Consider the following 22,542-nt stretch of genomic DNA (forward strand, 5'->3'; position numbering starts at 1 on the left):
AGGAGGCGACGCATGGGCGTCGCACGCACCATCGGCCGGGCGACGGGTCGGGCCCTGGACCTGCTGGGTCCCGGGTACGCCAAGGCCGGCCAGATCCTCAGCACCCGCAAGGACATCCTCCCGGCCGAGATCTGCGCCGGCGTCGCCGACGCCGTCGTTCGTGCGGGCGACGGCTGCGGCAGCGTCGCCCGGGTCACCCGGGAGGTCCGTCCCGGGACCGGTACGCCGTACGCGCGCAAGACGCTCCGACCCGGCGTGCGGTCCTCGCTCGAGCGCAACCTGCGCACCCTGCGACGGGGCGCGCGCCTCGTGGCCAGGGTCCCCGCCGCCCGCGGCATCCCCGTCGTGGAGATGACCGAGGACGTCTCGATGTCCGTGGCGTCGCAGACGGACCTGCTGCGCGAACGCGAGTCCCTGCACCGGCTGAGGTCCATGGTGGACGCCGAGCGGGTCCGGGTGCCCGAGCCGCTGGACGACGCCTCGAGCGCGGACAACCTGGCGATGGAGTGGCTCGAGGCCGACCCGCGCACCGCCCTCGCCGTCCTCGACGAACGGGACCGGGAGGAGACGATGACGGTCCTGGTCCAGGCGCTGCTGCGGATGATCTTCGTCCACGGGTTCTTCCACTGCGACCTACACCCGGGGAACTGGTGGCCGACCGCCCCCGGCCGCATCGCCATCGTCGACGCGGGGTTCATGTACGAGCTCACACCGACGGACCGGTGGCACTTCATCGAGTTCTTCTACGGCATGGCCTTCGGGGACGGCGAGCACGCCTTCGAGCACATGGTCGCCACCGCGCACCCGGACATGCTGCCCGCGCCCGACCGGATGGCGGCCTTCCGCGAGGACGTGGTGAGGCTCGTGGAGGCGCAGCACGACGCCCCGGTCGACACCTTCGACCTGGCGACCTTCGGCGCCGAGCTGTTCCAGGTGCAGCGGCGCCACCGGTTCCGCGGGGACACCGCGTTCATCTTCCCGCTCATCGCCCTGCTGTCGATCGAGGGCCAGCTCAAGGAGTTCTCACCGCGTCTGGACTTCCAGGAGATCGCCAGGAGGGAGCTCGGACGGCCGCTGCTGGACCTGCGGGCCAGGTTCGCCCTGGCCGACCTGCGACGATGAGCGGACCACGCCCCCCCGGCGAACCCGGCGCTGGGCCGCGCGGGTCGCTCGCTGATTGCGGAGCGACACCGGTCCGTTCCGCGGGGAGGTCGGTCCGGCCCCTGCCGGGCCACCGGCCGTCAGCTCCCGCGACGACGGTAGGATCGAGGGCACGGACCCGCACGAGGACCGCCGTGACGCGCCCGAGGAGGACCGATGGTCGGTAAGCGAAACTATGACCAACTGTGCGGTCTCGCGCTCTCGCTCGACGTCGTGGGAGAGCGCTGGACCCTCCTGGTCCTCCGTGAGCTCTTGCTCGGGCCGGCCCGCTTCAAGGACATCCTCGCCGGGCTGCCCCGGCTCACCCCCACGCTGCTGTCCGCGCGTCTCCAGGGGCTCGCCGACGCCGGGATCGTACGCGCCGAGCCGGTGCCCCATGACGCACGGGGCCGGCAGTACGTCCTCACCGAGCTCGGGGAGGGACTGCGCGAGCCCGTCCTCGGGCTCGCCCGGTGGGGCCTGGGCCTCGTGACGGACGAGGACGCCGAGCGCATGCCGGCACAGGCCGGATGGGCCCGCCTCGCGGTCGAGGCCATGGTGCAGGGTCGGAGCCTGCCGGCGGAGGTGTCCGAGGCCTACACCTTCGCCGTCGACGGGAGCGTCTTCCACGTGGACGTCGCCCGCGGGGTCCCGTCCGTCGGCGACGGGCCGGCAGCCGACTCCGCGCTGACGATCAAGACGGACGCGACGACGTTCGTCCGCGTCGGCGCCGGGCTGCTCACGCCCGTCTCGGCGATGCTCGAACGACGGCTGCGGGCGGAGGGCTCGGGAGACGCCTTCGCGCGCTGCGCCGCCGTCCTCGGACTCGAGCTCGTGCCGGACGCGGCGGGCCCTGTCCCGTCGCTCGCAGCCACCTCCTAGCCCCGGCACGCGGCCCGCCGCCCGCCGCGCCGCCGGCGCGCGCGAGTTTCGCACACACCCCCCCGGGGGCGCCCGCTGGGCAAAGGGCAATCCCACGAAAGCCTGGGCGCCGCTCTGCTGACACGGTGAACGACGAGACATCTCACCGCAGACGCAGAATGTTCGGGAGGGCGACCAGATGAGCCGGATGCGCAGACTCGTCCCCGCCGTCGCAGCGCTGGCCATCGTGGCCGGCCTGTACGGCATCTCGACCGCCAGTGCCGGGAGGCCGGACCCGGAGCCGGTGTCGGCGCAGGGCTACGCCTTCGAGCGGCTCCCCATCGCGATGCCCCCCGGCTACGAGGCGCTGCCGCACCAGGAGGTACGCGCGGTGAACCCGGCCTACGAACGGATCCGCTCCTGGATCTCGTCGGTCGGCGCCGGCGTGGCCATCAACGACCTGGCCGGGTCCGGGCGCGACGACGGCATGTGCCTGGTCGACCCGCGGACCGACAGCGTGGTGGTCACCTACACCCCCACGGCGCCCGCGGGCGACCGGTTCACGCCCTTCACCCTCGACCCGGCCCCGTTGCCCCTGCCGGACTCGGCCGCCCCCATGGGGTGTGTGCCCGGCGACTACAACGCCGACGGCCGTATCGACCTGCTCGTCTACTACTGGGGACGCACGCCGGTACTGCAGCTGGGGCGCCCCGGCCCGGACAGGCCCTCGGCCCTGTCCGCCTCGCACTTCGCGCCGGCCGAGCTGCTGTCCTCCTCCGTGGCGCAGGACACCTACGCCGGCGAGCCGTGGAACACGAACGCCGTGCTGGTCGACGACCTGTCCGGGGACGGGCACCCGGACGTCGTCGTCGGCAACTACTTCCCCCAGTCCGGGGTGCTGGACCCGCACGGGCGCCAGGACGTCACGATGAACGACTCGCTGTCGCACGCCGAGAACGGCGGGGGCACCCGAGTGCTGCGGTGGGTCCGCAACGACGCCGCGGGCCGGCCGGTGTACGTCGAGGACAAGGACGCGGTCCCGTTCCGACAGGCCACCGGGTGGGTGCTGGGTCTCGGCGCGGCCGACCTGGACGGCGACCAGCTTCCGGAGGTCTACGTCGCCAACGACTTCGGCCACGACCATCTCCTGCACAACGTCTCGACGACGGACCGCATCGCCTTCGAGGTCGCCACCGGGTCGCGCGGTCCGGCGACCCCGAAGTCCTTCGCCCTGGGCCGCGGCTCGTTCAAGGGCATGGGCGTGGACTTCGCCGACCTGTCCGCCCGCGGCCGGTTCGACATGGTCGTCAGCAACATCACGACGGCCTGGGGGCTGGAGGAGAGCAACTTCGTGTGGCGCAACGACGCCGCCGACGAGGCGGCGATGGCGCGGGCGCTGGAGGAGGGCCGGGCCCCGTTCACCCAGGTGGCCGAGGAGGTGGGCATGGCGTGGACCGGGTGGTCCTGGGACGTCAAGGCCGCCGACTTCCGGAACACCGGGACCCCCGACGTGGTCCAGACCGACGGCTTCGTCAAGGGTGACGTCAACCGGTGGGCCTGGCTCCAGGAGCTGGCCACCTCCAACGACGTCCTCGTCCGCCAGCCCGGGATGTGGCCCAGGTTCGAGCCGGGCGCGGACGTCGCCGGGCATCAGGAGCTGGCCTTCTACGCACCCGACGGTTCGGGCCGGTACGCGAACATCACGAAACAGGTCGGGACCGACATCCCCACCCCGAGCCGCGGTGTCGCCGTCGGCGACACCACCGGCACGGGAACCCTCGACTTCGCGGTCGCCTACCAGTGGGCCGACCCCGTCTTCTACCGCAACACCTCGACCGACGTCGGGGCCGCTCTCGAGCTACGACTCGTACGGCCGGTCGGCGGCGGCTCGGGGTCGGGGGCCACGACACCCGCCTACGGCGCCACGGTGCGGGTGCGCACCCAGGACGGGACCACCCGCGTCGGCCGCCTCGACGGGGGAAGCGGGCACGCGGGCAAGCGGGCCTTCCCGGTCCACGTCGGTCTCGGCGACGAGGCCGGCCCTGTCATGGCGACCGTCTCCTGGCGCGAGCTCGACGGCACGCCGCACACCGAGGACGTCACCCTGACGCTCGGGAACCACACGCTCGTCCTCACGGACACGATGAAGGAGACGACGCGGTGACCACCACCATCGACCCGCCCAGGACGACCACGGCGCCCGTTCCGGTCGGGGCCTCCACGCCGGCCCCGACGCCCGCGCCCGCCGCCCCCGCGCCGGGCAAGGACCCCCGGTACATCGCCCTGCGCAACTTCGCCCTGTCCATCTCGGTCTTCAACGTCCTCGGGTACTGGCTCCTCGGGTTCGAGCAGCCCTACCTGTGGCCGGTGCTCGCGGTGCTCACCGCGTACGTCACCGAGCTGTCCTTCGAGGCGCTGAGCGCCTGGGCCACCGAGCGCCCGGCCAGGTTCCGCGGACGGGGTGCCCGGGGGGTCTACGAGTTCCTCCTGCCGGCACACATCACGGCAGTGGCCGTCAACATGCTCCTGTTCGCCAACAACCAGATCTGGCCGGTCCTCCTGGGGGTGGTCGCGGGCGTCACCGCGAAGCACGTCCTGCAGGCGCCGATCGCCGGGCGCATGCGCCACTACATGAACCCGTCGAACTTCGGGATCAGCGTCAGCCTGCTGCTCTTCGGCAGCTGGGTGAGCGTCGCCCCCCCGTACCAGTTCAGCGAGTCGGTCAACTCCCTGTTCGGGATCGCGATCTGCCTGGTCATCGCCACGGCCGGGACGACGCTGAACGCCGCCCTGACCCGCAAGATCCCCCTCATCGCGGGATGGCTCGGCGGCTTCGTCATCCAGGCGGTGGTCCGGCACTGGCTCATGGACGTGTCGCTGACCTCGGCCCTGTCGGTGATGACCGGTATCGCCTTCGTCCTGTTCACCAACTACATGATCTCCGACCCCGGCACCACCCCGTTCCCGGCCCGGGCCCAGTTCGTCTTCGGCGCCTCGGTCGCGGTCGTGTACGGCCTGCTCATCGCGGTCAACGTCGTCTACACCCTCTTCTTCGCGGTGACCGTCGTGTGCCTCCTGCGTGGCCTGGGCTGGTGGGTCCACCACGCGGTGACCCTGTACCGGAGCCGCCGGTTCTTCGAGCGTTCGGAGGTGCTCTCGTGAGCCGCGTCGCCATCGTCGGCATGGCCTGCCGCTACCCCGACGCGGCCGACACCACCCAGCTGTGGGAGAACGTCCTCGGCGGGCGGAGGGCCTTCCGCGCCATCCCCCGCGAGCGGATGGGGGCTGACTACTTCGGCCAGGACCCGGCTGCCCCGGACCGGCACTACGCCACCAAGGCCGCCGTCATTGAGGGCTGGGAGTTCGACCGCACGCGCTTTCGGGTGTCCGGCAGCACCTTCCGCTCGACGGACCTCACCCACTGGCTGGCCTTGGAGACGGTGGACGACGCGCTGCGCGACGCCGGGTTCGCCGATGCCGCCGGGCTGCCTCGCGCCACGACCGGCGTCGTCATCGGCAACACCCTGACGGGAGAGTTCAGCCGAGCCGCCGTCATGCGGCTGCGCTGGCCGTACGTGCGCCGCACCCTGGCGGCCGCGCTGCTCGAGGAGGGCTGGGACGCCGACCGGGTCGCGGGGTTCGTCGACACCTACGAGCGGCAGTACAAGAGCCCGTTCCCCGCGATCACGGAGGACACCCTGGCCGGCGGTCTCGCCAACACCATCGCCGGGCGGGTGTGCAACCACTACGACCTCGAAGGCGGCGGGTACACGGTCGACGGGGCCTGCTCGTCCTCCGTGCTGGCCGTCCTGACCGCCACCGACCAGCTGTCCAGCGGTGCGCTCGACGCGGCCGTGGTCGGTGGGGTCGACCTGTCCATCGACCCCTTCGAGCTCGTCGGGTTCGCCAAGACCGGGGCGCTCTCCACCAGCCGGATGCGGGTCTACGACCGGCACTCGGACGGGTTCTGGCCGGGCGAGGGCTGCGGCGTCGCGGTGCTCATGCGCGAGGAGGACGCGCTGGCGGCGGGTAAGCGGATCTACGCCGTCATCACGGGCTGGGGTCGCTCGTCCGACGGCGCGGGCGGGATGACCCGCCCGGAGGCGAGCGGGCATCGGCTGGCGATCGACCGGGCCTACCGGATGGCGGGCTACGGGGTCGACGCCCTCGGGTACATGGAGGGACACGGGACCGGCACTCCGTTGGGGGACGCCACCGAGCTCGGTGTCTTCTCCTCCGCCCGGCGGGAGGCCGACCCCCACTCGGCCCCCCTGCCGGTGGGCACCGTCAAGGGCAACATCGGTCACACCAAGGCCGCGGCGGGCATCGCCGGCATGCTCAAGGCGACGCTCGCCGTCTACCACGGGGTCCTGCCGCCGGTGACCGGGAACGACCAGCCGCACCCGATGCTGCTCGACGAGGACTGCGGCGTCCGCCTGCCGTGCGAGCCCGAGGTCTGGCCGGAGGGGCCGCGTCGTGCCGGGGTGTCGGCCATGGGGTTCGGGGGCATCAACGGTCACCTCACGCTGGAGGGCCACCCCGACCACATGCTGAGCAGCGACCCGGGGTCGGTCGCGGCGGCGGCCCGGTCCGCCCAGGACGCCGAGCTCCTCGTGGTCACCGGCGCCGACCGCGGGGCTCTGGCGGGCCGCCTGCGCTCGACCGCGGGGCTCGCGAGGCGGCTCTCCTACGCCGAGCTCGCCGACCTCGCGACCACGCTCGCGGGGAAGGGCGCCGGACTCGGCGAGGGGGACCTGCGAGCCGCAGTGGTCGCGTCCGACCCGGGGTCCGCCGCGGACCGCCTGGAGCAGCTCGCGACGCAGGTCGAGCACGGGCGGACCCACCTGACCGACCCCGAGGGCGGCCTCTTCCTGGGCCGGCGCGACGGCGGGGGACGGGTCGCGTTCCTCTTCCCCGGCCAGGGGGCCCCGGGGCGGGGCGACGGCGGCGCGCTGCGGCGCAGGTTCGCCGCGGCCGCGGAGCTCTACGACGCCGTGGGGACCTTTCCGCCCGGTCCCGCGACCGAGACGGCGCAGCCGAGGATCGTCAGCGCGTCCCTCTCCGGCCTGGCCGTGCTGCGGGCCCTCGGGATCGAGGGGGACGCCGCGGTGGGACACAGCCTCGGTGAGCTGGCTGCCCTGCACTGGGCGGGTGCGTGGGGCGCCCGCGGCACGGTGTCGGCCGCCGCGCGCCGTGGTCGGCTCATGAGCGAGGCCTCGAGCGGCACCGGAGCCATGGCCTCGCTGCGCGCGGGCGCCGAGACCACCGCCGGGCTGGTGGCGGGGACCGCCGTCGTCGTCGCCGGCTACAACGGACCGCGCCAGACGGTCGTGTCCGGGCCGGCCGAGGAGGTCGACGCCGTGTTGGCGCGCGCCCGCGGCCGGGGCGTCCCGGGCGTGCGGCTCAAAGTGTCCGACGCCTTCCACTCCGAGGACGTCGCGGCGGCCGAGACCGGCTTCGCCGTCCACCTCGACGAGCTCGGTGAGGAGTGCCGGACGACGCGGCGCGGGCTGTTCTCGACGGTGAGCGGGGAGCCTGTCGAGGTCGGCACACCACTGCGTGCCTCGCTGCGGGGTCAGATCCGGATGCCGGTGCGCTTCGAGGCGGCGGTCCGCCGGGCGGCGGCCGAGGTGGACCTCCTCGTGGAGGTTGGACCCGGCACGGTCCTCACCGACCTGACCACCGACATCGTCCCCGACCTGCCCATCGTCGCGATGCGCACCGACTCCGACACCCTGGAAGGTGTACTGCAGGTCGTCGCCGCGGCGTTCGTGTGCGGGGCCGACCCCGACCTCAAGGCGCTGTCGGCCGACCGGTTCGTCCGGCCGCTCGACCTGGACCACGAGCCGCTCTTCCTCACCTCTCCCTGCGAGGCGGTGCCGGAAGGCCCCGACCTGCCCGAGGTCGGCGAGGCGCCACCCGGTCCGGTGGCCACCGACGTGCGGGCGGGAGCCGACCCGCTGGAAATCCTATGTCACCTGCTCGCCGAGCGCGTCGAGCTGCCGTTGGACGAGATCCGGCCCGGCACCCGGCCGCTGGACGAGCTGCACCTCAGCAGCATCACCGTCACACACATCGCCGGTGAGGCCGCACGGATCCTCGACGTCGTCCTGCCGCCCATCAGCTCGATCGTCGCCACCGCGTCGGTGCAGGACATCGCGGCCGTCCTGCGTAGCGCGGCCGGGGACGCCGAGGCCTCGACGGAGAGGCCGGAGGAGGCACCGGGCGCGGGCCCGTGGGTCCGGGCCTTCGCCGTGCGCACCGTCCCGGCGTCCGAGCCCCGCCCGGTGAACCGGGAGGCGGGGGAGGAGGGCGGCTGGCACGTCGTGGGTCGCCTGCCCGGCTCCGTGTCCGACCTGCCCGCCGCGCTGCGGGCGCGGCTACCCGGGGGAGGGGTCCTCCTGGCTCCGGGCCTCGTGCCCGGCCAGGAGCGGGCCAAGGCGCTGCACGAGGCCGGCGTCGCCGCCCTGTCGGGCGTGTCGCGCCTCGTCACCCTCGACGACGCGGACCACGGCGGTGCCGGACTGGCCAAGACCCTGCACCTCGAGCACCCCGAGACCACGGTGACGGTACTGCAGCTGCCCGCCGGGACGGTCCCGGACGGGATCGTGGAGCACCTAGCGGACGACGTCGCGGCCACCTCCGGCTTCTCCGAGGTCTGGTACGACGAGGCCGGTGGGCGCAGCACCCCGGTGCTGGCACCGGTCCCGCTGTCGCGGGACGGGGACATGGGGCTGGGCGCGGACGACGTCATCCTCGTCACCGGTGGCGCCCAGGGGATCACCCTGGAGTGCGCCCGGCACGTCGCCCGCAGTACCGGGTGCGCGTTGGCGCTGGTCGGCCGCAGCCCGGCCGAGGACCCGGCGGTCCGCTCGACCCTGGAGGCACTCCTCGGCGCCGGTGTCCGCGCCCGCTACTACCGCGCGGACGTCACCGACCGGGCGGCCGTCGCGGCCGCCGTGGAGGCGACCGAGCGCGACCTCGGTCCGGTCACCGGGGTGCTGCACGGTGCCGGCATCAACACCCCGACCCCCCTGGAGTCGCTCACGGCGGCCGACCACGCGGCGACGACGCGCACCAAGGTCGACGGGCTGCGGCACGTGCTCGACGCGGTCCCACCCGAGCGGCTGAGGCTGCTCGTGGCCTTCTGCAGCATCATCGGCCGCGCGGGCCTGCCGGGGGAGGCGCACTACGCCGGCGCGAACGACCAGCTCCGGCGCGACGTCGAGCGGGTCGCTGACCGGCTCGCCGACTGCCGGTGCATCGCCCTCGAGTGGTCGGTCTGGGCGGGCACCGGGATGGGCGAGCGACTCGACGTCCTGGACTCGCTGGTCCGGGAGGGGATCCAGCCGATCCCCCTGGACGAGGGGGTCGCGACGTTCGGTCGGATCCTCGCCACGCCGGACCTGCCCGTGACGATGACCGTGACCGGCCGGGTGGCGCCACGGCCGACGGTGACGTTCGCGTCGCGGCGGCTGCCCCTGCTGCGCTTCCTGGAGCGGGAGGTCTTCTTCCTGCCGGACGTCGAGCTCGTCGTCGAGGCGAACCTGGACGTCACCTCGGACCCGTACCTGGCCGAGCACGAGCTCGACGGCCAGCTGCTCTTCCCCGCGGTCATGGGCCTCGAGGCGATGGCCCAGGTCGCCGCCGCACTCCTGGACGAGGACGCGACACCCCAGTTCCACGATGCTCGGTTCGAGCGGCCCGTGGTCGTCCCCGTCGACGGCCGGACGACGATCCGGGTAGTCGCCCTCGCCGAGGACGACGGCGTCCGGGTGGCCGTGCGCAGCTCGGAGACCGGGTTCCTCGTCGACCACTTCTCGGCGGTCGTCCGTCTCCAGGACGAGGATCTCGGCGTCACCACCGCTCGGCGCGACGCCAGCGTGGCTCCGGTCGACCCGGCCACCGATCTCTACGGGACGATCATGTTCCAGGGGTCCCGGTTCCAGGCCGTGACGGGGTACCGGAGGATCTCGGCCACCGGGTGCCTCGCCCGCCTGGCGCTGACACCCGACCGGTCGTGGTTCGGGCACCTGCAGCCCGGCGGGCTCCTCCTCGCCGACCCGGCCGCGCGTGACGCCTTCATGCACGCGCTCCAGGTGTGCGTGCCCACGGCGACCCTGCTCCCCGTGGCCGTGGCGCAGGTGGCGGCGCGTGCGGTTCCGCCCGGCACCGACCACCTGTGGCTGGACGCGCACGAGGTCGCGCACGACGGGTCCACCTACCGGTACGACCTCGCGGTGAGCGACGAGACCGGCACAGTGCTCGCCCGGTGGACCGGCCTGGAGCTGGTCGCCGTCATGGACCGCGGGACCCGGGCTCCCTGGGTGCCCGAGATGCTCGGTCCCTACCTGGAGCGACGGCTCGGGCACGAGCTGCGGGTGGCCCTGCAGCGGCCTCCCGTGGACGACCCCGCGGGTCCGCAGCACTCCCTGACCGCCTCCGGTGCGGCGTCGACCGCCTCCGTGGTCGGCTCGATCCTCGGCGCCGCGGTCGAGGTCGTCCACCGCGAGGACGGCCGGCCGCAGCTCGAGGGGTTCGGGGTCAGCGCCTCGCACAGCCGCCGCATGACCCTGGCCGTCGTCGGTGACGACCCCGTGGGGTGCGACCTGCAGGTGGTCGAGGAGCGCTCGGACGCCGTGTGGCGTCAGCTGCTCGGGGGGCACGGCATGGCCCTGGCCGAGCACGTCGGGACCGGCCTGCGCGAGGACCGCCACACGAGTGCGACCAGGGTGTGGGCTGCCAGGGAGGCGCTCCTGAAGCTGGGCGCCGGCGTGCTGCCGGCGGACCTGGAGGTGCGTTCGCTGACCGAGGACGACTGGTCGGTGTTCTCCTCCGGCGGCTGCGAAGTCAGCACCTTCCGGGCCACGGTGCGAGACGACGGTGACTACGTCGTCGCCTTCGCGAGGAGAGGACGAGCATGACCATCCCGTACTATGAGCTGCGGCACACCGTCGGCTTCGAGGAGACCAACCTCGTCGGCAACGTGTACTACGTGAACTACCTGCGCTGGCAGGGCCGGTGTCGCGAGATGTTCCTCAAGGACCGGGCGCCCTCGGTGATCGACGAGATCCGCACCGGCTTGAAGCTGTTCACCGTGAAGGTCGAGTGCGAGTACTTCGGTGAGATCTCGGCCTTCGACGAGCTGTCTGTCCGGATGTCCCTCCGCGACCTCACCCAGACCCAGGTCGAGTTCGCGTTCGAGTACGTCGACGTCACCGGCGGAAGGGAGGTCCTGGTGGGCCGGGGCCGTCAACGGGTGGCGTGCATGAGCGGGGACAACCGGGCCACGACCCCGACCCGGGTGCCCGAGGCGCTGGTCGCGGCGCTGCGCCCCTACGCCGCGACGGTGCCGGCCGACTCCGCCACCTCGCTGGTCGTCGGCTCCTCGGGGCGGTGAGGCGGGCGATGTCCGCGCTGCCGACGGTGCCACCGGTGCCGGGCCGGACGGCGTGGCACGAACGGGACTACCGCGACGCGCTCGGCACGTTCTGCACGGGGGTCACCGTCGTGGTCACCGGCGGGAGGGACCCGGTGGGGGTCACGGTCAACTCGTTCGCCTCCGTGTCCCTCGCGCCGCCGCTGGTCCTCTTCTGCGCCGGCAAGGGGTCCCGGGTCGAGCGCCGACTCGTCCGAGGGTCCCCGTTCTCGGTCAACGTGCTGCCCGGTGACCAGGAGGACGTGGCGAGGCACTTCGCCTCTCCCTCGCGGGGGTCCGGGACGCGCAGCCTGGAGTCGGTGGAATGGCAGTGGGGCCGACGGGTCGACGTCCCCGTCATCACCTCCGCCACGGCCGGGCTCGAGTGCCGGGTGCGGGACGTCCATTCCGCGGGCGACCACGTCATCTACGTCGGTGAGGTGCACTGGCTGCACCCCGTGCGACCGACCGGGACGAGCCTGGTCTTCGTGCGCGGGCGGTTCGCACGCGTCGGCGACGTGAACGCCGATCCCGGGCCCCCGCCTGAGGTCGGGCTCAGACCGCGGCCGACCGCACCCGGACCCGGAGGGAGTCGGCCGGGCGCAAGGTGAGCATGGCGTTCGCCCGCGTTCGCCCCTCGGAGGCCGGGACGAGGTCGAGCGTGCGGTACAGCCGGGCGAGGGCGACCACCGCCTCGACCAACCCCAGCGTCCGGCCCACGCAGCTGCGCGGGCCGGCGCCGAAGGGGAGGTAGGCGTACCGCGCGGCCGCGGGGAAGACGCCCATGAAGCGGTCGGGCCGGAACTGCTCCGGAGCGGGCCAGAAGCGCGGGTCGCGGTGCAGGGCGTACGGGCAGATCACGACCTCGGAACCCGCCGGCACGTGGTAGCCACCGACGACGTCCGCGTCCAGGGCGCGTCGGGTGAGGATCCACACCGGCGGATGCAGGCGGAGGGTCTCGTGGACGACCGCCGTCGTGACGGGGAGCCGGTGCATGAGCGTCTCGGGCTCGGGGTCGGGGCCGTCGCCGAGGACCGACCGGGCCTCCGCGCGCACCCGGGCCGCGGCCTCGGGGTGTGCGGCGAGAAGCTGCATGGCCCAGGCGAGCGTGCCGGCCGTGGTCTCGTGGCCGGCGAGCAGCATCGTCACCAGCTGGTCTCGGAGGTGTCGCAGTCCGTCCTCGGCCTTGTCCTCCCGGGCGAGGACGAGTCCGACGAGGTCGCTACGCCGGTCGGACGAGCCGCACCGGACCCGGTGGGCGTCGACGAGCTGGTTCACCACGTCGTCGAGGTAGCGCATCGCCCGGCGGAACCGCCGCGCGCGCAGCGGGTCGAGCCAGGGCGGGACCCGGCCCAGGGTGAGCATCTCGAAGACCGCCTGCTCCTGCACCGTGTCGAACGCCTGCCCGAGCCGGGTGAACCGGCGCAGGTCGTCACCGAAGACGGTCGGTCCGAGCACGCCGAGGGTGAGGCCGGTCAGCACGCTCCGCAGGTCCAGGGTCAGCTCGCCGCCTCCGTCCGACAGGCGACCGGCCAGGGCCAGGGTCTCGCGGTCGACGACGGACGCCACGAGGCTCGACCGGTCCCGTGCGAAGACCGGCTGCGTGGTCGAGCGGGCCTCCCGCCACTCCTCGCCCTCGCTCGTCAGCAGGCCGTCGCCGAGGGCCCGGCGGGCCTGCCGCTGGCCGATGCCCTTGACGTAGTTGGCTGCGTTGCCCGCCAGGACGTGCTGGGCATGGTGGGGGTGGGTCAGGTACCAGAGACCGGCTCGACCCAGGGGGAGCCGCACGGCGTCGTAGGTCCGGGCCAGCTCGGCCATGAGCCGCGGGCGGTCCCGCACCATCCCGGAGAGCGCGCGCAGGGCGGCAGTGCCGCGCAGCGCCGGCGGGACCACCGTCGCGCAGGTCGGCGCGGCGGTCACCGCGGACCCGCGTGCGGTCCGGGCCCACGAGACGCGTCGGCCAGCGGCGCCGGGCCTGGGCACTGCTCCCGGATCGCGCGGCGCCAGGCCTCGTAGGAGGGGGCGCCGTCGACGAGCGCCTCGGTGGGACGAGTCGTCGACGCGAGCCTCGACGCCGCCCCGACCTCGAGCCCCGTGAGGACGCGGACCACTCGCTCGGTCTCGCCGGTGACCTCGCCCGCCCGCACCCGGGCCTCGGCCGCGAAGACCGACCCCTGCGCGACGTCGGCCGCGTGCGCGCCGGCCTCGGCACGCAGACGGCGGAGCCCGTCCTCGTCGAGCCCGGCGGCGTAGGTCGCCGCCAGGCCGACACCCGCGTACAGGTCGGCTCGGCGAGACGCCGGAAAGGTCGCAACGGTGCGGGCGACGCGGTCGGGGTCGGCACCCTCGACGAACCACAGCGCCCGGCCGATGCCCTGGTCCACGGCGTGTCGCGCGTACCCGGTCGGGTCCCGGTCGGGCCAGTCCACCCACGGCGCCACCCGGGCCCGCACGTGCCGGTCCGTCCGGAAGTACGCCCGGTGGAAGCCGAAACCGTCGAACGCCAGCCAGGCCAGGACGGGGTCCTCGACGCCGCGGAGGGCCGCGTACCACCGGGAGCGTGGGAGGACCGCGAGCGCCCACCCGGCGCCGACGTGGACCAGGTAGACGTGCTGCTCGCCGCCGTCCGCGAGGAAGCTCGCGAGGTGTCGGCCGTGCGAGAAGGGCATTCCGTCCAGGACCGCCAGAGCCATGCCCGCACCCTCGTACGCGAATCCCCGCCGCTCGGGCTCGAGACCGCCGAGCGCATCGGCCAAGGCGTGTGGTCCCGGGCTCGTCATGGCCAGCGTGTACCCGTCGAGGAAGCCGTGCCCCGCCCGCTCGAGGTTCGGCCGGGCCCTCTCGACCGCAGGCGCGAAGCCGCGGACCGTAGGGTCGACGCGTCGTCGCGGCGGCGTCAGGGCCCGGCGGCGCAAGTGCCGCAGGGCCGCCGGGAACGCGGTGCGCGCAAGGGTGGTGCCGGGGCCGCCGGACCTGCCGGCCGGGTAGCGGGTCATCTTTCGAGCCTCGCAGCGAGCACCGGCTCTCCGCTTTCTTCGGATTGCCCTGTTCGCGTACTTTGCCACTTCGGGACCATTTCCAGAAGGAACACTTACGCAATTCTTGCCGGGGCCAGGGAATGCCGGACCTAGCGTGTTGCTCCGTTCAGCAGTCGGGCTCGGAGGGGCCCACCGGTTCGATGCGGGTGGTCCGCAGCGGGACCGGCGGGTTCCGACGGCGTCCGACGTCGCGAGCCGCGTCAGTGCCGACGCGCACGGCGCTCGGGCACCTCGGCCTGGGGGATCCGGTACGGCCACGTCCGCGTGGCCCCGGACATCGCGGCGAGAGACCGAGCGGTGAGCCGCCGGACGTGGGGTCGGGCCCGCTTGCGGGCTCCCGTCGTCAATGCGTCCGCACGGCCGGAGAAAGGAAGCAGCACCCATGTCGACAGCCACTGACCAGCAGGACCCCGCCGTGCTCGAGGCCATCGCGTTCATGCGCCTCAACTGCGACGGCGACGTGACCCTCGACCGGCTGGCGGAGCACGTCAGCTACAGCAAGTTCTACTTCCTGCGCCGCTTCAAGACGGTGACGGGGATGACGCCGGGCCAGTGCCTGACCGCCATCCGGATCGCGACGAGCAAGCAGCTGCTCGCCACCGACCCCAGCATGTCCATCACCGACCTGTCCCTGGCGGTCGGGTACAGCTCGATGGGCGCCTTCTGCACGAGGTTCCGCACCACGGTGGGCGTCACGCCCAAGGAGTACCGGGCGCTCCACCGCGGCGAGGACCTGGACCTCGGACCGGCGGGCCGCCCTGCACGTCCTGGTCCGGGCCGCACGGGCGCCTCGCTCGTGCGGGGCAGCCTGGTGCGAGCCGACGTCCCGGCCGACGCCGTCACCTACGTGGGCCTGTTCAAGGGCTCGGACCCCTTCGGGGTTCCCGCCTCGTGCGCGGTGCTCTCCGGGGCGGAGTCCGCGTTCACCCTCGAGGCGCCGGTCGCCGGTCGCGCCTGGACGGTCCAGGCCGTGACGCTGGCCTCCGGGCCGGGCGCACCGGCCGCCGGTCCGGGGCCGGTCCTCGCCCTGGGAGCCGTGACCCACCACGACCGCGGGGCCGTCGACGTCGAGCTGCCGATGGCCGCGGCACCGGCGCACGTCATCCCGCCGCTCACCGCTCTGCCCGAGCTGCACGCGCGGGGGCTGCCGGTCCTGCGGCCGGCTCTCGTCGGCTGAGTCCACGTCCCGGACGACGACCCGACCACCGCGCACCGCCCGCAACGGCAAGCGGGACGCGCACGCCGGCGGCGGACCTCGTGGTCCGCCGCCGGCCTGCGAGGCCTCAGCGCAGGTCGCCCAGGACCGCGTCGAGCGTCCGCAGCAGGGCCGCCCGCGCCGTCGCGTCCTGGATGCCCAGCACCGTCTGACGGGCCTTCTGCAGCTCCCGGACGGCCTGACCGTCGCGGTCACGGTCCAGCCAGTCCTGGGCCTTGCCCAGCTGACGGGCCAGCGTGCGCTCGGTCTTGGCGTCGACGTCGCCGTCCGCCGCGAACCGCTGGAGCAGGGCCGTCGCGTCGGCCACCGACGCCGTCACCGTGAAGGTGAGGGTGAGCGTCGTGGTCGACCCGGCGACGTCGCTCGCCCGGACCCGCATGACGTGCTCGCCGACGGCGAGCGTCGAGGCGTCCAGCGGCAGCGACTGCTCGGCCGCGCCGGTGCCGACGGCCCGGCCGTCGAGGGTCACCGCCACGGAGTCGACACCGCTCGTGGCGTCCTCGACGAGCAGCCCGAGGTCCAGGACCTCCGAGGTCCCGACGGACGCGCCGTCCTCCAGCCCGTCGACGGTCACGACCGGGGCGGTGGCGTCCAGCTTCACCGTCACCGTCTCGACCTCGGTGGACTCCTCGCCGCGCACGGCCCGCACCCGGATCTCGTGCTCGCCGTCCTCGTCGACGACGAGCCCGCCGGCCGGCATCGCCGTCCAGCCGCTGCCGTCGACGTCGACGTCGACCGTGGCGTCCTCGACGGTCGTCGCCGACACCGTGACCGGCGAGACGTACCAGCCGGCCTCGCCGTCGGGCGCCGACGGGTCGAGCGAGACCTCGAGGGTCAGCGGCTCCTGCGTCCCGTCGAGCGCCACCATCGGCAGCCGCACGGGGGAGGAGGCCGTCCAGTCCATGACGGTCGCCTGCTGCTGGCCCGGCCCGACGAGGACGTCGAGCGCGTTGGGGTCACGCAGGTCGGTGTCGTGCGCCGGGCTGTCGTCCCACTCGCCGGCGCCGCCGCCGAGCCGCCAGTCGCGCACGAAGCCGAGCCCGGCCGGCGGGTTCTGCCAGTACTCCAGGTCGTAGACGGGCCGGACGTTGCCGATCCCCTCACCACCCTCGGCGTTGACGAACATCGCGGTGCCGTAGCGCGCCCGCTCCGGGTCGAGGTCGCCGAAGGCGCTCGCCGGGACGGTGACGCCGAAGCGGTGCTCGGACGGCACGCTGAACATCTCGCCGTCGGCGAGCTTCGTCCCGTCCGGGGCGTAGACCCCGGCGAGGCCGAACCGGCCGTCGATGACCACCGCCGCGCTCCAGGCGCTCGCGGTGTCCATGTTCGTGCCGGGCAGGGCCGCGGCGGCCTCGCCGGAGCCGTCGCCGACGTAGACGTTGACCCGCTGCATGGACACCTGGTCACCGCCCCACGCCGACGGGTTCGTCACCGGTCCGTCGATGCTCGTGACGAAGCGCAGGTCCTCGCCGTCGCGGTAGACCTCGAGGCCGGTGAGGTCGAAGACCCCGTCCTCGAAGACCTCGTTCGCCGGGTAGACGTACGTGCCCGGACCGTCGTCGTCGCCGGCCGGGTCCGTGAGGGACCCGACGAGCTCGCCGAAGTCGCGGACGACGACGGTGCGCCGCTCGACGGTGGACGAGCCGTCCTCCGCGTAGGCGTAGACGACGACCTCGTGCGAGCCGTTGGCCAGCGCCACGTCGACCTCGAAGGCACCGTCCTGCGGCGTCGTCGTCCACCGGCGGGTGCCGACACGGACGTCGACCTCCACGGCGTCGGTCGTGCCGGCCACGCGGACGTCACCGTCGTCCAGCACCGCGTCCTGCTCCGGTGCGGTCAGCTCCAGGGTCGGGGCCGGGCCGTCCGGGGTCTCCAGGTCCTGGACCTGGATGTCGCGGTAGTAGACCTCGTCGCCGTTGCCGTGGTTCTGGATGCCGACCAGGCTCGGGGTGTTCAGCCGGGCCGGGTCGGTCTCGGTGAAGTCGTTGATCTCGCTCCCGTTGAGCAGGACCCGGATCCGCGGACCGGTCTTGACGATCTCGTAGGTGTTCCACTCGCCGGGCGGGTTGAGCGCGGCGTCGCGGGCCTCGACGTCGGCCGCCTGGGCGTTGTAGACCGCGCCCGTCGTGGAGTCGGCGTCGTCGGTGGCGTCGATCTGGATCTCGCGGCCGCGGTCGACGGCGAGCCAGGGGTCGGTGCCCGGGTCGGGGAAGCCGACGAACACGCCGCCGTTGTCGTCACCGGCGAGCTTCCAGTCCAGGGTCAGCCGGTAGGACTCCAGCTCCTCCGGGTGGTAGAGCAGGCCGAGGCCGCCCTGGGACAGGATCGAGCAGTCCTCCTGGAGGGCGAAGCCGCCCGGACCGGCCATCCGCCACTCGGCGAGCGAGGCCGCGGTGCCGTCGAAGAGCATCCGGAAGCCCTCGTCGCGCGTGAACGGCGTCTCGCACGTGGTGACGTCGGCCGCTCCGACGCGGAAGGAGTCGAAGGTCGCCGCCTGGCCGTTGCCGTTGTAGGCCGCGAGACCGACCTGCGGGTCGGGCATCGAGGACCCCGGGCGGGTCCGGCCGAGGGCGGTCCACTGCTCGCCGTCCGCGGACCACGCCGCGGTGTAGCCGGCGCCGTCGAAGGTGACCTTGAGCCAGATCCCGGAGGTGTTGCTGCCGGCCGGCAGGGTCACCCGGTCGAGCGAGGCGTCGAAGACGGCCTGCCCGCCGATGGTCTGCCCGAGCTCGGCCACCCAGCCCTGGCCCGGGTCGTCCATCATCATGAGCTTGACGAAGTCCCGGTCGGACTCGTGGACGATGATGCCGGCCTGCTCGTACTGCTCCCCCTCGGGGAGGGTGACGAACGCGGAGGCCTCCCAGGCGCCGTCGGGGGCGTCCTGGAGCACGAGGTTGCGGGCGTTGGTCGCCCCGCCGTGCATGTCGCCGTCGAGGGCGTCGATCTCCAGGTGGCCGCCGGTGACCCGGTAGTGGTCGGCGTCCTCCCGGACGATCTCGGTCCAGCGGCAGCGGTCGAGGAAGGTGCCCTCGAACTCGTCGGAGGCCTCGACGTCGTCGGCGCAGTCCTGGCCGACGCGGATGCGGAAGGTCCGCGAGGTGGAGCGTCCGTCGGCGTCGGTCGCCGTGACCCGGGCGGTGAAGGTGCCGGGCGTCTCGTAGGTGTGCGCCGCCTCCGCGCCGGTGGCGGTCGCGGTGCCGTCACCGAAGTCCCAGGCGTAGGAGACGTCGGTGCCCTCCGGGTCCGTGGCCGAGGCGGTGAAGGCGACGTCCAGCGGGACGTTGCCGCTCGTCGGCTCCGCGGACGCCGTCAGCGTCGGGACCTCGTTGTACTCGCGCTCCACCCAGATGTTGCGGTAGCGGACGGGGTTGCCGTGGTCCTGGAGCCGGATCGGGCCGGCGGCCGGGGTCTCGGCGGCGCCGCCCCCGGTCGGACCGGTGATGGCGACGTCGTCGTGGACCCGCTCGCCGTTCCAGTCCATGGTGATCCGGGCGTCGGACACCTTGGTGCCGTCGGCGTCGAAGCGGGCCGCGGTGAAGTCGACGTCGTAGCTCTGCCACGTGCCGGCGGGGGTGGCGGCGTTGGTGTCGGCCGCCTTCTGCTGGTAGATCGCCGCGGCGTCGTTCGTCGCCAGGGGCTCGACCCCGTAGGAGTCGAGGACCTGCACCTCGTAGCGGTCCTGCTGGTAGACGCCGGAGTTGGCGCGCTCCTGGCCGGTGACGTCGGCCGGGTACTCCGGCAGCCAGAACTCGACGTGCAGCCGGTAGTCGCCGAAGGACTCCTTCGTGCGCAGGTCGCCGCAGCAGACCTCGACGACGCCCTCGCCGGCAGCGGGCCACTCGGGGGAACGGCCGTCGGGGTGCTGCCACTCCGAGAGGTCACCGTCGGCGCCGAGGAGCTCGATGCGCTCGCCGGCGGGCCGCACGGACATCGCGTCGAGGTTGACGTGGCCGGTGTCGTTCGGGCCGACCTCGACCTCGACGGTGTTGGTCCCGGGCTCCAGCTCGACGCGCTCCAGGAGGGTCGACCAGGTGTCCCAGGTGCCGGTGGACGGGAAGGTCACCTGCCGGCGCTCGCCGTTGACGACGAGGGAGAGGGTCTTGTCCCCACGGAAGGGGTCGGGTCCGTTGGCGTAGCGCAGCCCGAGGTCGGCGCTGCCGGCCGCGTCGGCCTCGACCCGGAAGGTCGTGCCGGCGTGGCGCTCGTCGAAGCCGGCGACGAAGCCGTCGGCGGAGTAGGCGGGGTGGTCGGTGGCGATCGTCGCGCCACCGTCGAGCTGGCCCTCCTCGGCCTCGAGGAAGGTCGGCTGCTCGTCGTCGCCCGGGCGCTCGTTGAGGGTGTACCAGGCCTCGGTGGTCCACAGCTCCTCGCCCTCGGCGCTCGTGAAGGAGCGCGGGGAACGCAGGTGCACGACGCGGTTCTTCTTCAGGCCCTCGACCTCGAGGGAGACGGTGCGCCCGTCCTCGGACAGGGTCGCGCCGGAGACGGCGAGCGTCTCCTCGCCGATCTTCGGCCCGCCGTAGGTCGTCGCGGGGCTGTAGGTCCACTGCTGCAGCTGGTAGGCGTCGGCCAGGCCGGCGGCGGTCTCCGCGCTCAGCGGCTCGGTGTACTCGACGTCGAAGCCGGTGGCGGTGGCCCGCATCTCGTGCATCTCGAAAGCGGTGGCCCCGTTGGGCTCCAGCTTCTGCAGGCCGTACTTGAGCTTGCCGTTCTCGCTCCAGTTGCCCGCCTCGCCGATGCCACCGACGAACAGCGACCCGTCGGGGCCGAGGAGGGTGCGGTTGACGCCCGCCTCGAGGCCGGCGGTGTGGCGGAAGACGGCGCCCTGGTACTGGTCGTCGACGGTCTCGACGAAGGCCCGCTGCAGACCGCCGTAGGTGACGTCGCCGATGACGAACTGGCCGGCGAACGGACCGTCCTGCAGGAGGACGGGGTTGCTCGGGGAGTTGCCGATCTCGTTCTGCGGCAGCCACACGACGGGACGGGTCACGGGCTCGTCGTCGAAGGGGCCCGCCGGGTTCGTGCGGTGGTTGAAGAAGCGGCCCTGCTCGAGGTGCATGATCTTCGACCCGGGCAGCCAGCCGCCCTGGTTGTCGCTGATGAACATCTCGCCGTCGGGGCCGATGCCCATGCCGTTGGGGGTGCGCAGGCCGCTCGCGACGTAGGTGACCTCACCGGTCTCGTCGTCAACGCGGATGGCCGTGCCGCGGTTCTCCGCCGGCTGCGGGTTCGTCGTCGCACCGCCGGCGTCGATGGCGACCGACAGGTTGACCCAGAAGGCGCCGTCGCGGTGGATGAGGCCGAAGGCGAACTCGTGAAAGGTGCCGCCGTAGGGCCACTCGGCGATGGTGTCCTGCTCGAGCAGGCCGTCGCCGTCGGTGTCGGGCCGCAGCGCGGTGAGCCCGTTGCGCTCGGAGACGTAGACGGTGCCCTCGACGACGGTCATGCCCATCGGGTTGAGCAGGTCGCCGGCGATCTTGGTCACCGTGACGTCCTCGGGGCCGTCGGCCTCCAGCACGCCCTCGAGGCGGAAGACCTCGCCGGACTCCGGGTCGTCGACCGGGCCGCCGGGGCTGACGTTGCCGGAGGTCGCGACGAGCAGGCGGTCCTGGTCGTCCCAGGCCATCGCCGAGACCATCGGCTCGAAGTCGCCGGGGCGCAGGTCGACGAGGTCGTAGATCGGGTTGACCGACTCCAGCGGGATGCCGTCGCCGGGGGAGTCGGTGTCGCCCTCGCAGGCCTTGCTGCCGGGCGCGGTGACGCGGACGACGTCCGCCGGGGTGGCGAGGGCGTCGGTCGGGACGAGGACGTAGGTGTCCGAGCCGGGGACGCGCCACTCGAGGGTGACCTGCTGGCCGCCGCCGGCCTCGAAGTGCTCGAGCAGCAGCGGGTGCGAGCCGGCGGTGAGGGTGGTCGACCCCAGCCCGGGCGGGTCGATGCCACGCAGTCCGTCGTGGTCGACGACGAGCGTGTCGTCGATGGTGAGCCGCGAGCCGTCGTCGCTGGTCAGCCGGAAGGAGTACTCGCCGTCGGTGGGCACGACGAGGTCGGCGACCGTGTGCGAGATGAAGTTGTCGCTGAGGCCGAACTCGGCCTCGGTCGAGTAGTCGATGACCGGGACGTACTTGTCGACGTTCGGCGTCTGCCCGGACTTCAGCGTGCACAGCTCGGTGAGCCGCGCGGACCCGAGGTCGTACACCCGCAGGGTGGCGCCCGGTTGGGTGGCGGCCTCGGCGGCGAGTGCCCCGGGCGGGACGACGAGGGCTCCGAGTCCGGCGAGGGCACTCGCGAGAAGCACGCCGGTGGAGCGGCGGAACGAGCGCTGACGGGTCCTACGGGTCATGGCGGCATCCTTGGCGCGTGACGGCGAGACGGGTCCTGACGTGGCCGCATGCGACCACGAGCGCCGAACCTAGAGGTCTTTCGTCTGGGAGGGCAAGACTTCTGACTGATCAAATGCAAAAGAGACCGAGGAGCGAGACCCGTCTTGGAAGGGGTCGACGGCCGTCCCGGACACGCGCGAGGGGCGCCCCCGCTGATGCGGAGGCGCCCCTCGGGCCGTGACCGGACGGCTCAGATGTCGAAGTACATCTCGAACTCGTGCGGGTGCGGGCGGAAGCGGATCGGGTCGACCTCGTTGGTGCGCTTGTAGTCGATCCAGGCCGCGATGAGGTCCTCGGTGAAGACGTCGCCCTCGAGGAGGAACTCGTGGTCGGCCTCGAGCGCGTCGAGGACGGCCGGTAGCGAGGCCGGGACCTGCCCGATGTTCTCGTGCTCCTCCGGCGGCAGCTCGTAGAGGTCCTTGTCCACGGGCTCCGGCGGCTCGATGCGGTTCTTGATCCCGTCGAGGCCGGCCATGAGCTGCGCCG

At 73.3% G+C, this 22,542-nt stretch carries 11 protein-coding genes and 1 pseudogene; 8 read left to right on the top strand and 4 right to left on the bottom strand.

Annotated elements, in window-relative coordinates:
* The first annotated feature begins 12 nt into the window (after nt 1-12).
* The 7 genes from EPD83_RS13405 (at nt 13) to EPD83_RS13430 (ending at nt 12,030) form a co-directional block, all read left to right on the top strand.
* Nucleotides 13-1,122, top strand: coding sequence for an AarF/UbiB family protein (locus EPD83_RS13405; RefSeq protein WP_128365448.1), 1,110 nt, complete (start codon nt 13-15; stop codon nt 1,120-1,122).
* A 195-nt stretch (nt 1,123-1,317) separates the two neighbouring features.
* Entirely contained in the window at nt 1,318-2,022 is a 705-nt protein-coding gene (locus tag EPD83_RS13410; protein ID WP_128365447.1) for a winged helix-turn-helix transcriptional regulator, read from the top strand.
* A 187-nt stretch (nt 2,023-2,209) separates the two neighbouring features.
* Nucleotides 2,210-4,165 carry an ASPIC/UnbV domain-containing protein gene (locus EPD83_RS13415; RefSeq protein WP_128365446.1) on the top strand — a complete coding sequence of 652 codons (1,956 nt, stop codon included), beginning with the start codon at nt 2,210-2,212 and terminating at the stop codon, nt 4,163-4,165.
* Entirely contained in the window at nt 4,162-5,163 is a 1,002-nt protein-coding gene (locus EPD83_RS20395) for an enediyne biosynthesis protein UnbU (protein WP_205859525.1), read from the top strand. Before EPD83_RS13415 ends, EPD83_RS20395 begins: the two co-directional genes overlap by 4 nt.
* Nucleotides 5,160-10,925 carry a type I polyketide synthase gene (locus tag EPD83_RS13420; protein WP_205859526.1) on the top strand — a complete coding sequence of 1,922 codons (5,766 nt, stop codon included), beginning with the start codon at nt 5,160-5,162 and terminating at the stop codon, nt 10,923-10,925. Before EPD83_RS20395 ends, EPD83_RS13420 begins: the two co-directional genes overlap by 4 nt.
* On the top strand, nt 10,922-11,401 hold the full coding sequence (locus tag EPD83_RS13425; protein ID WP_128365444.1) for an acyl-CoA thioesterase: 480 nt from the start codon (nt 10,922-10,924) through the stop codon (nt 11,399-11,401). Before EPD83_RS13420 ends, EPD83_RS13425 begins: the two co-directional genes overlap by 4 nt.
* A gap of 8 nt (nt 11,402-11,409) precedes the next feature.
* The gene (locus EPD83_RS13430; protein WP_128365443.1) at nt 11,410-12,030 is read left to right on the top strand and encodes a flavin reductase family protein; all 621 of its coding nucleotides are present in this window, start codon (nt 11,410-11,412) and stop codon (nt 12,028-12,030) included.
* Here the strand turns inward: EPD83_RS13430 and EPD83_RS13435 are convergent.
* Together EPD83_RS13435 and EPD83_RS13440 are read right to left on the bottom strand one after the other, a co-directional pair.
* Complete coding sequence (locus EPD83_RS13435; protein ID WP_128365442.1) at nt 11,975-13,339, bottom strand: cytochrome P450; 1,365 nt, start codon at nt 13,337-13,339, stop codon at nt 11,975-11,977. The genes EPD83_RS13430 and EPD83_RS13435 overlap by 56 nt on opposite strands.
* Complete coding sequence (locus EPD83_RS13440) at nt 13,336-14,415, bottom strand: DUF1702 family protein (protein ID WP_164896116.1); 1,080 nt, start codon at nt 14,413-14,415, stop codon at nt 13,336-13,338. Before EPD83_RS13440 ends, EPD83_RS13435 begins: the two co-directional genes overlap by 4 nt.
* Nucleotides 14,416-14,839: 424 nt before the next feature.
* On the opposite strand from EPD83_RS13440, the gene EPD83_RS13445 reads away from it, so the two are divergent.
* On the top strand, nt 14,840-15,634 hold the full coding sequence (locus tag EPD83_RS13445) for a helix-turn-helix transcriptional regulator (protein ID WP_164896114.1): 795 nt from the start codon (nt 14,840-14,842) through the stop codon (nt 15,632-15,634).
* 106 nt (nt 15,635-15,740) lie between these two features.
* Here the strand turns inward: EPD83_RS13445 and EPD83_RS20400 are convergent, their stop codons facing one another.
* The gene (locus tag EPD83_RS20400) at nt 15,741-22,016 is read right to left on the bottom strand and encodes a family 16 glycoside hydrolase (RefSeq protein ID WP_205859527.1); all 6,276 of its coding nucleotides are present in this window, start codon (nt 22,014-22,016) and stop codon (nt 15,741-15,743) included.
* 230 nt (nt 22,017-22,246) lie between these two features.
* A pseudogene (locus EPD83_RS13465) lies at nt 22,247-22,542 on the bottom strand (glutamine synthetase); the annotation flags it as partial.

Source organism: Phycicoccus flavus, assembly GCF_004025965.2.
GTDB lineage: Bacteria > Actinomycetota > Actinomycetes > Actinomycetales > Dermatophilaceae > Phycicoccus > Phycicoccus flavus.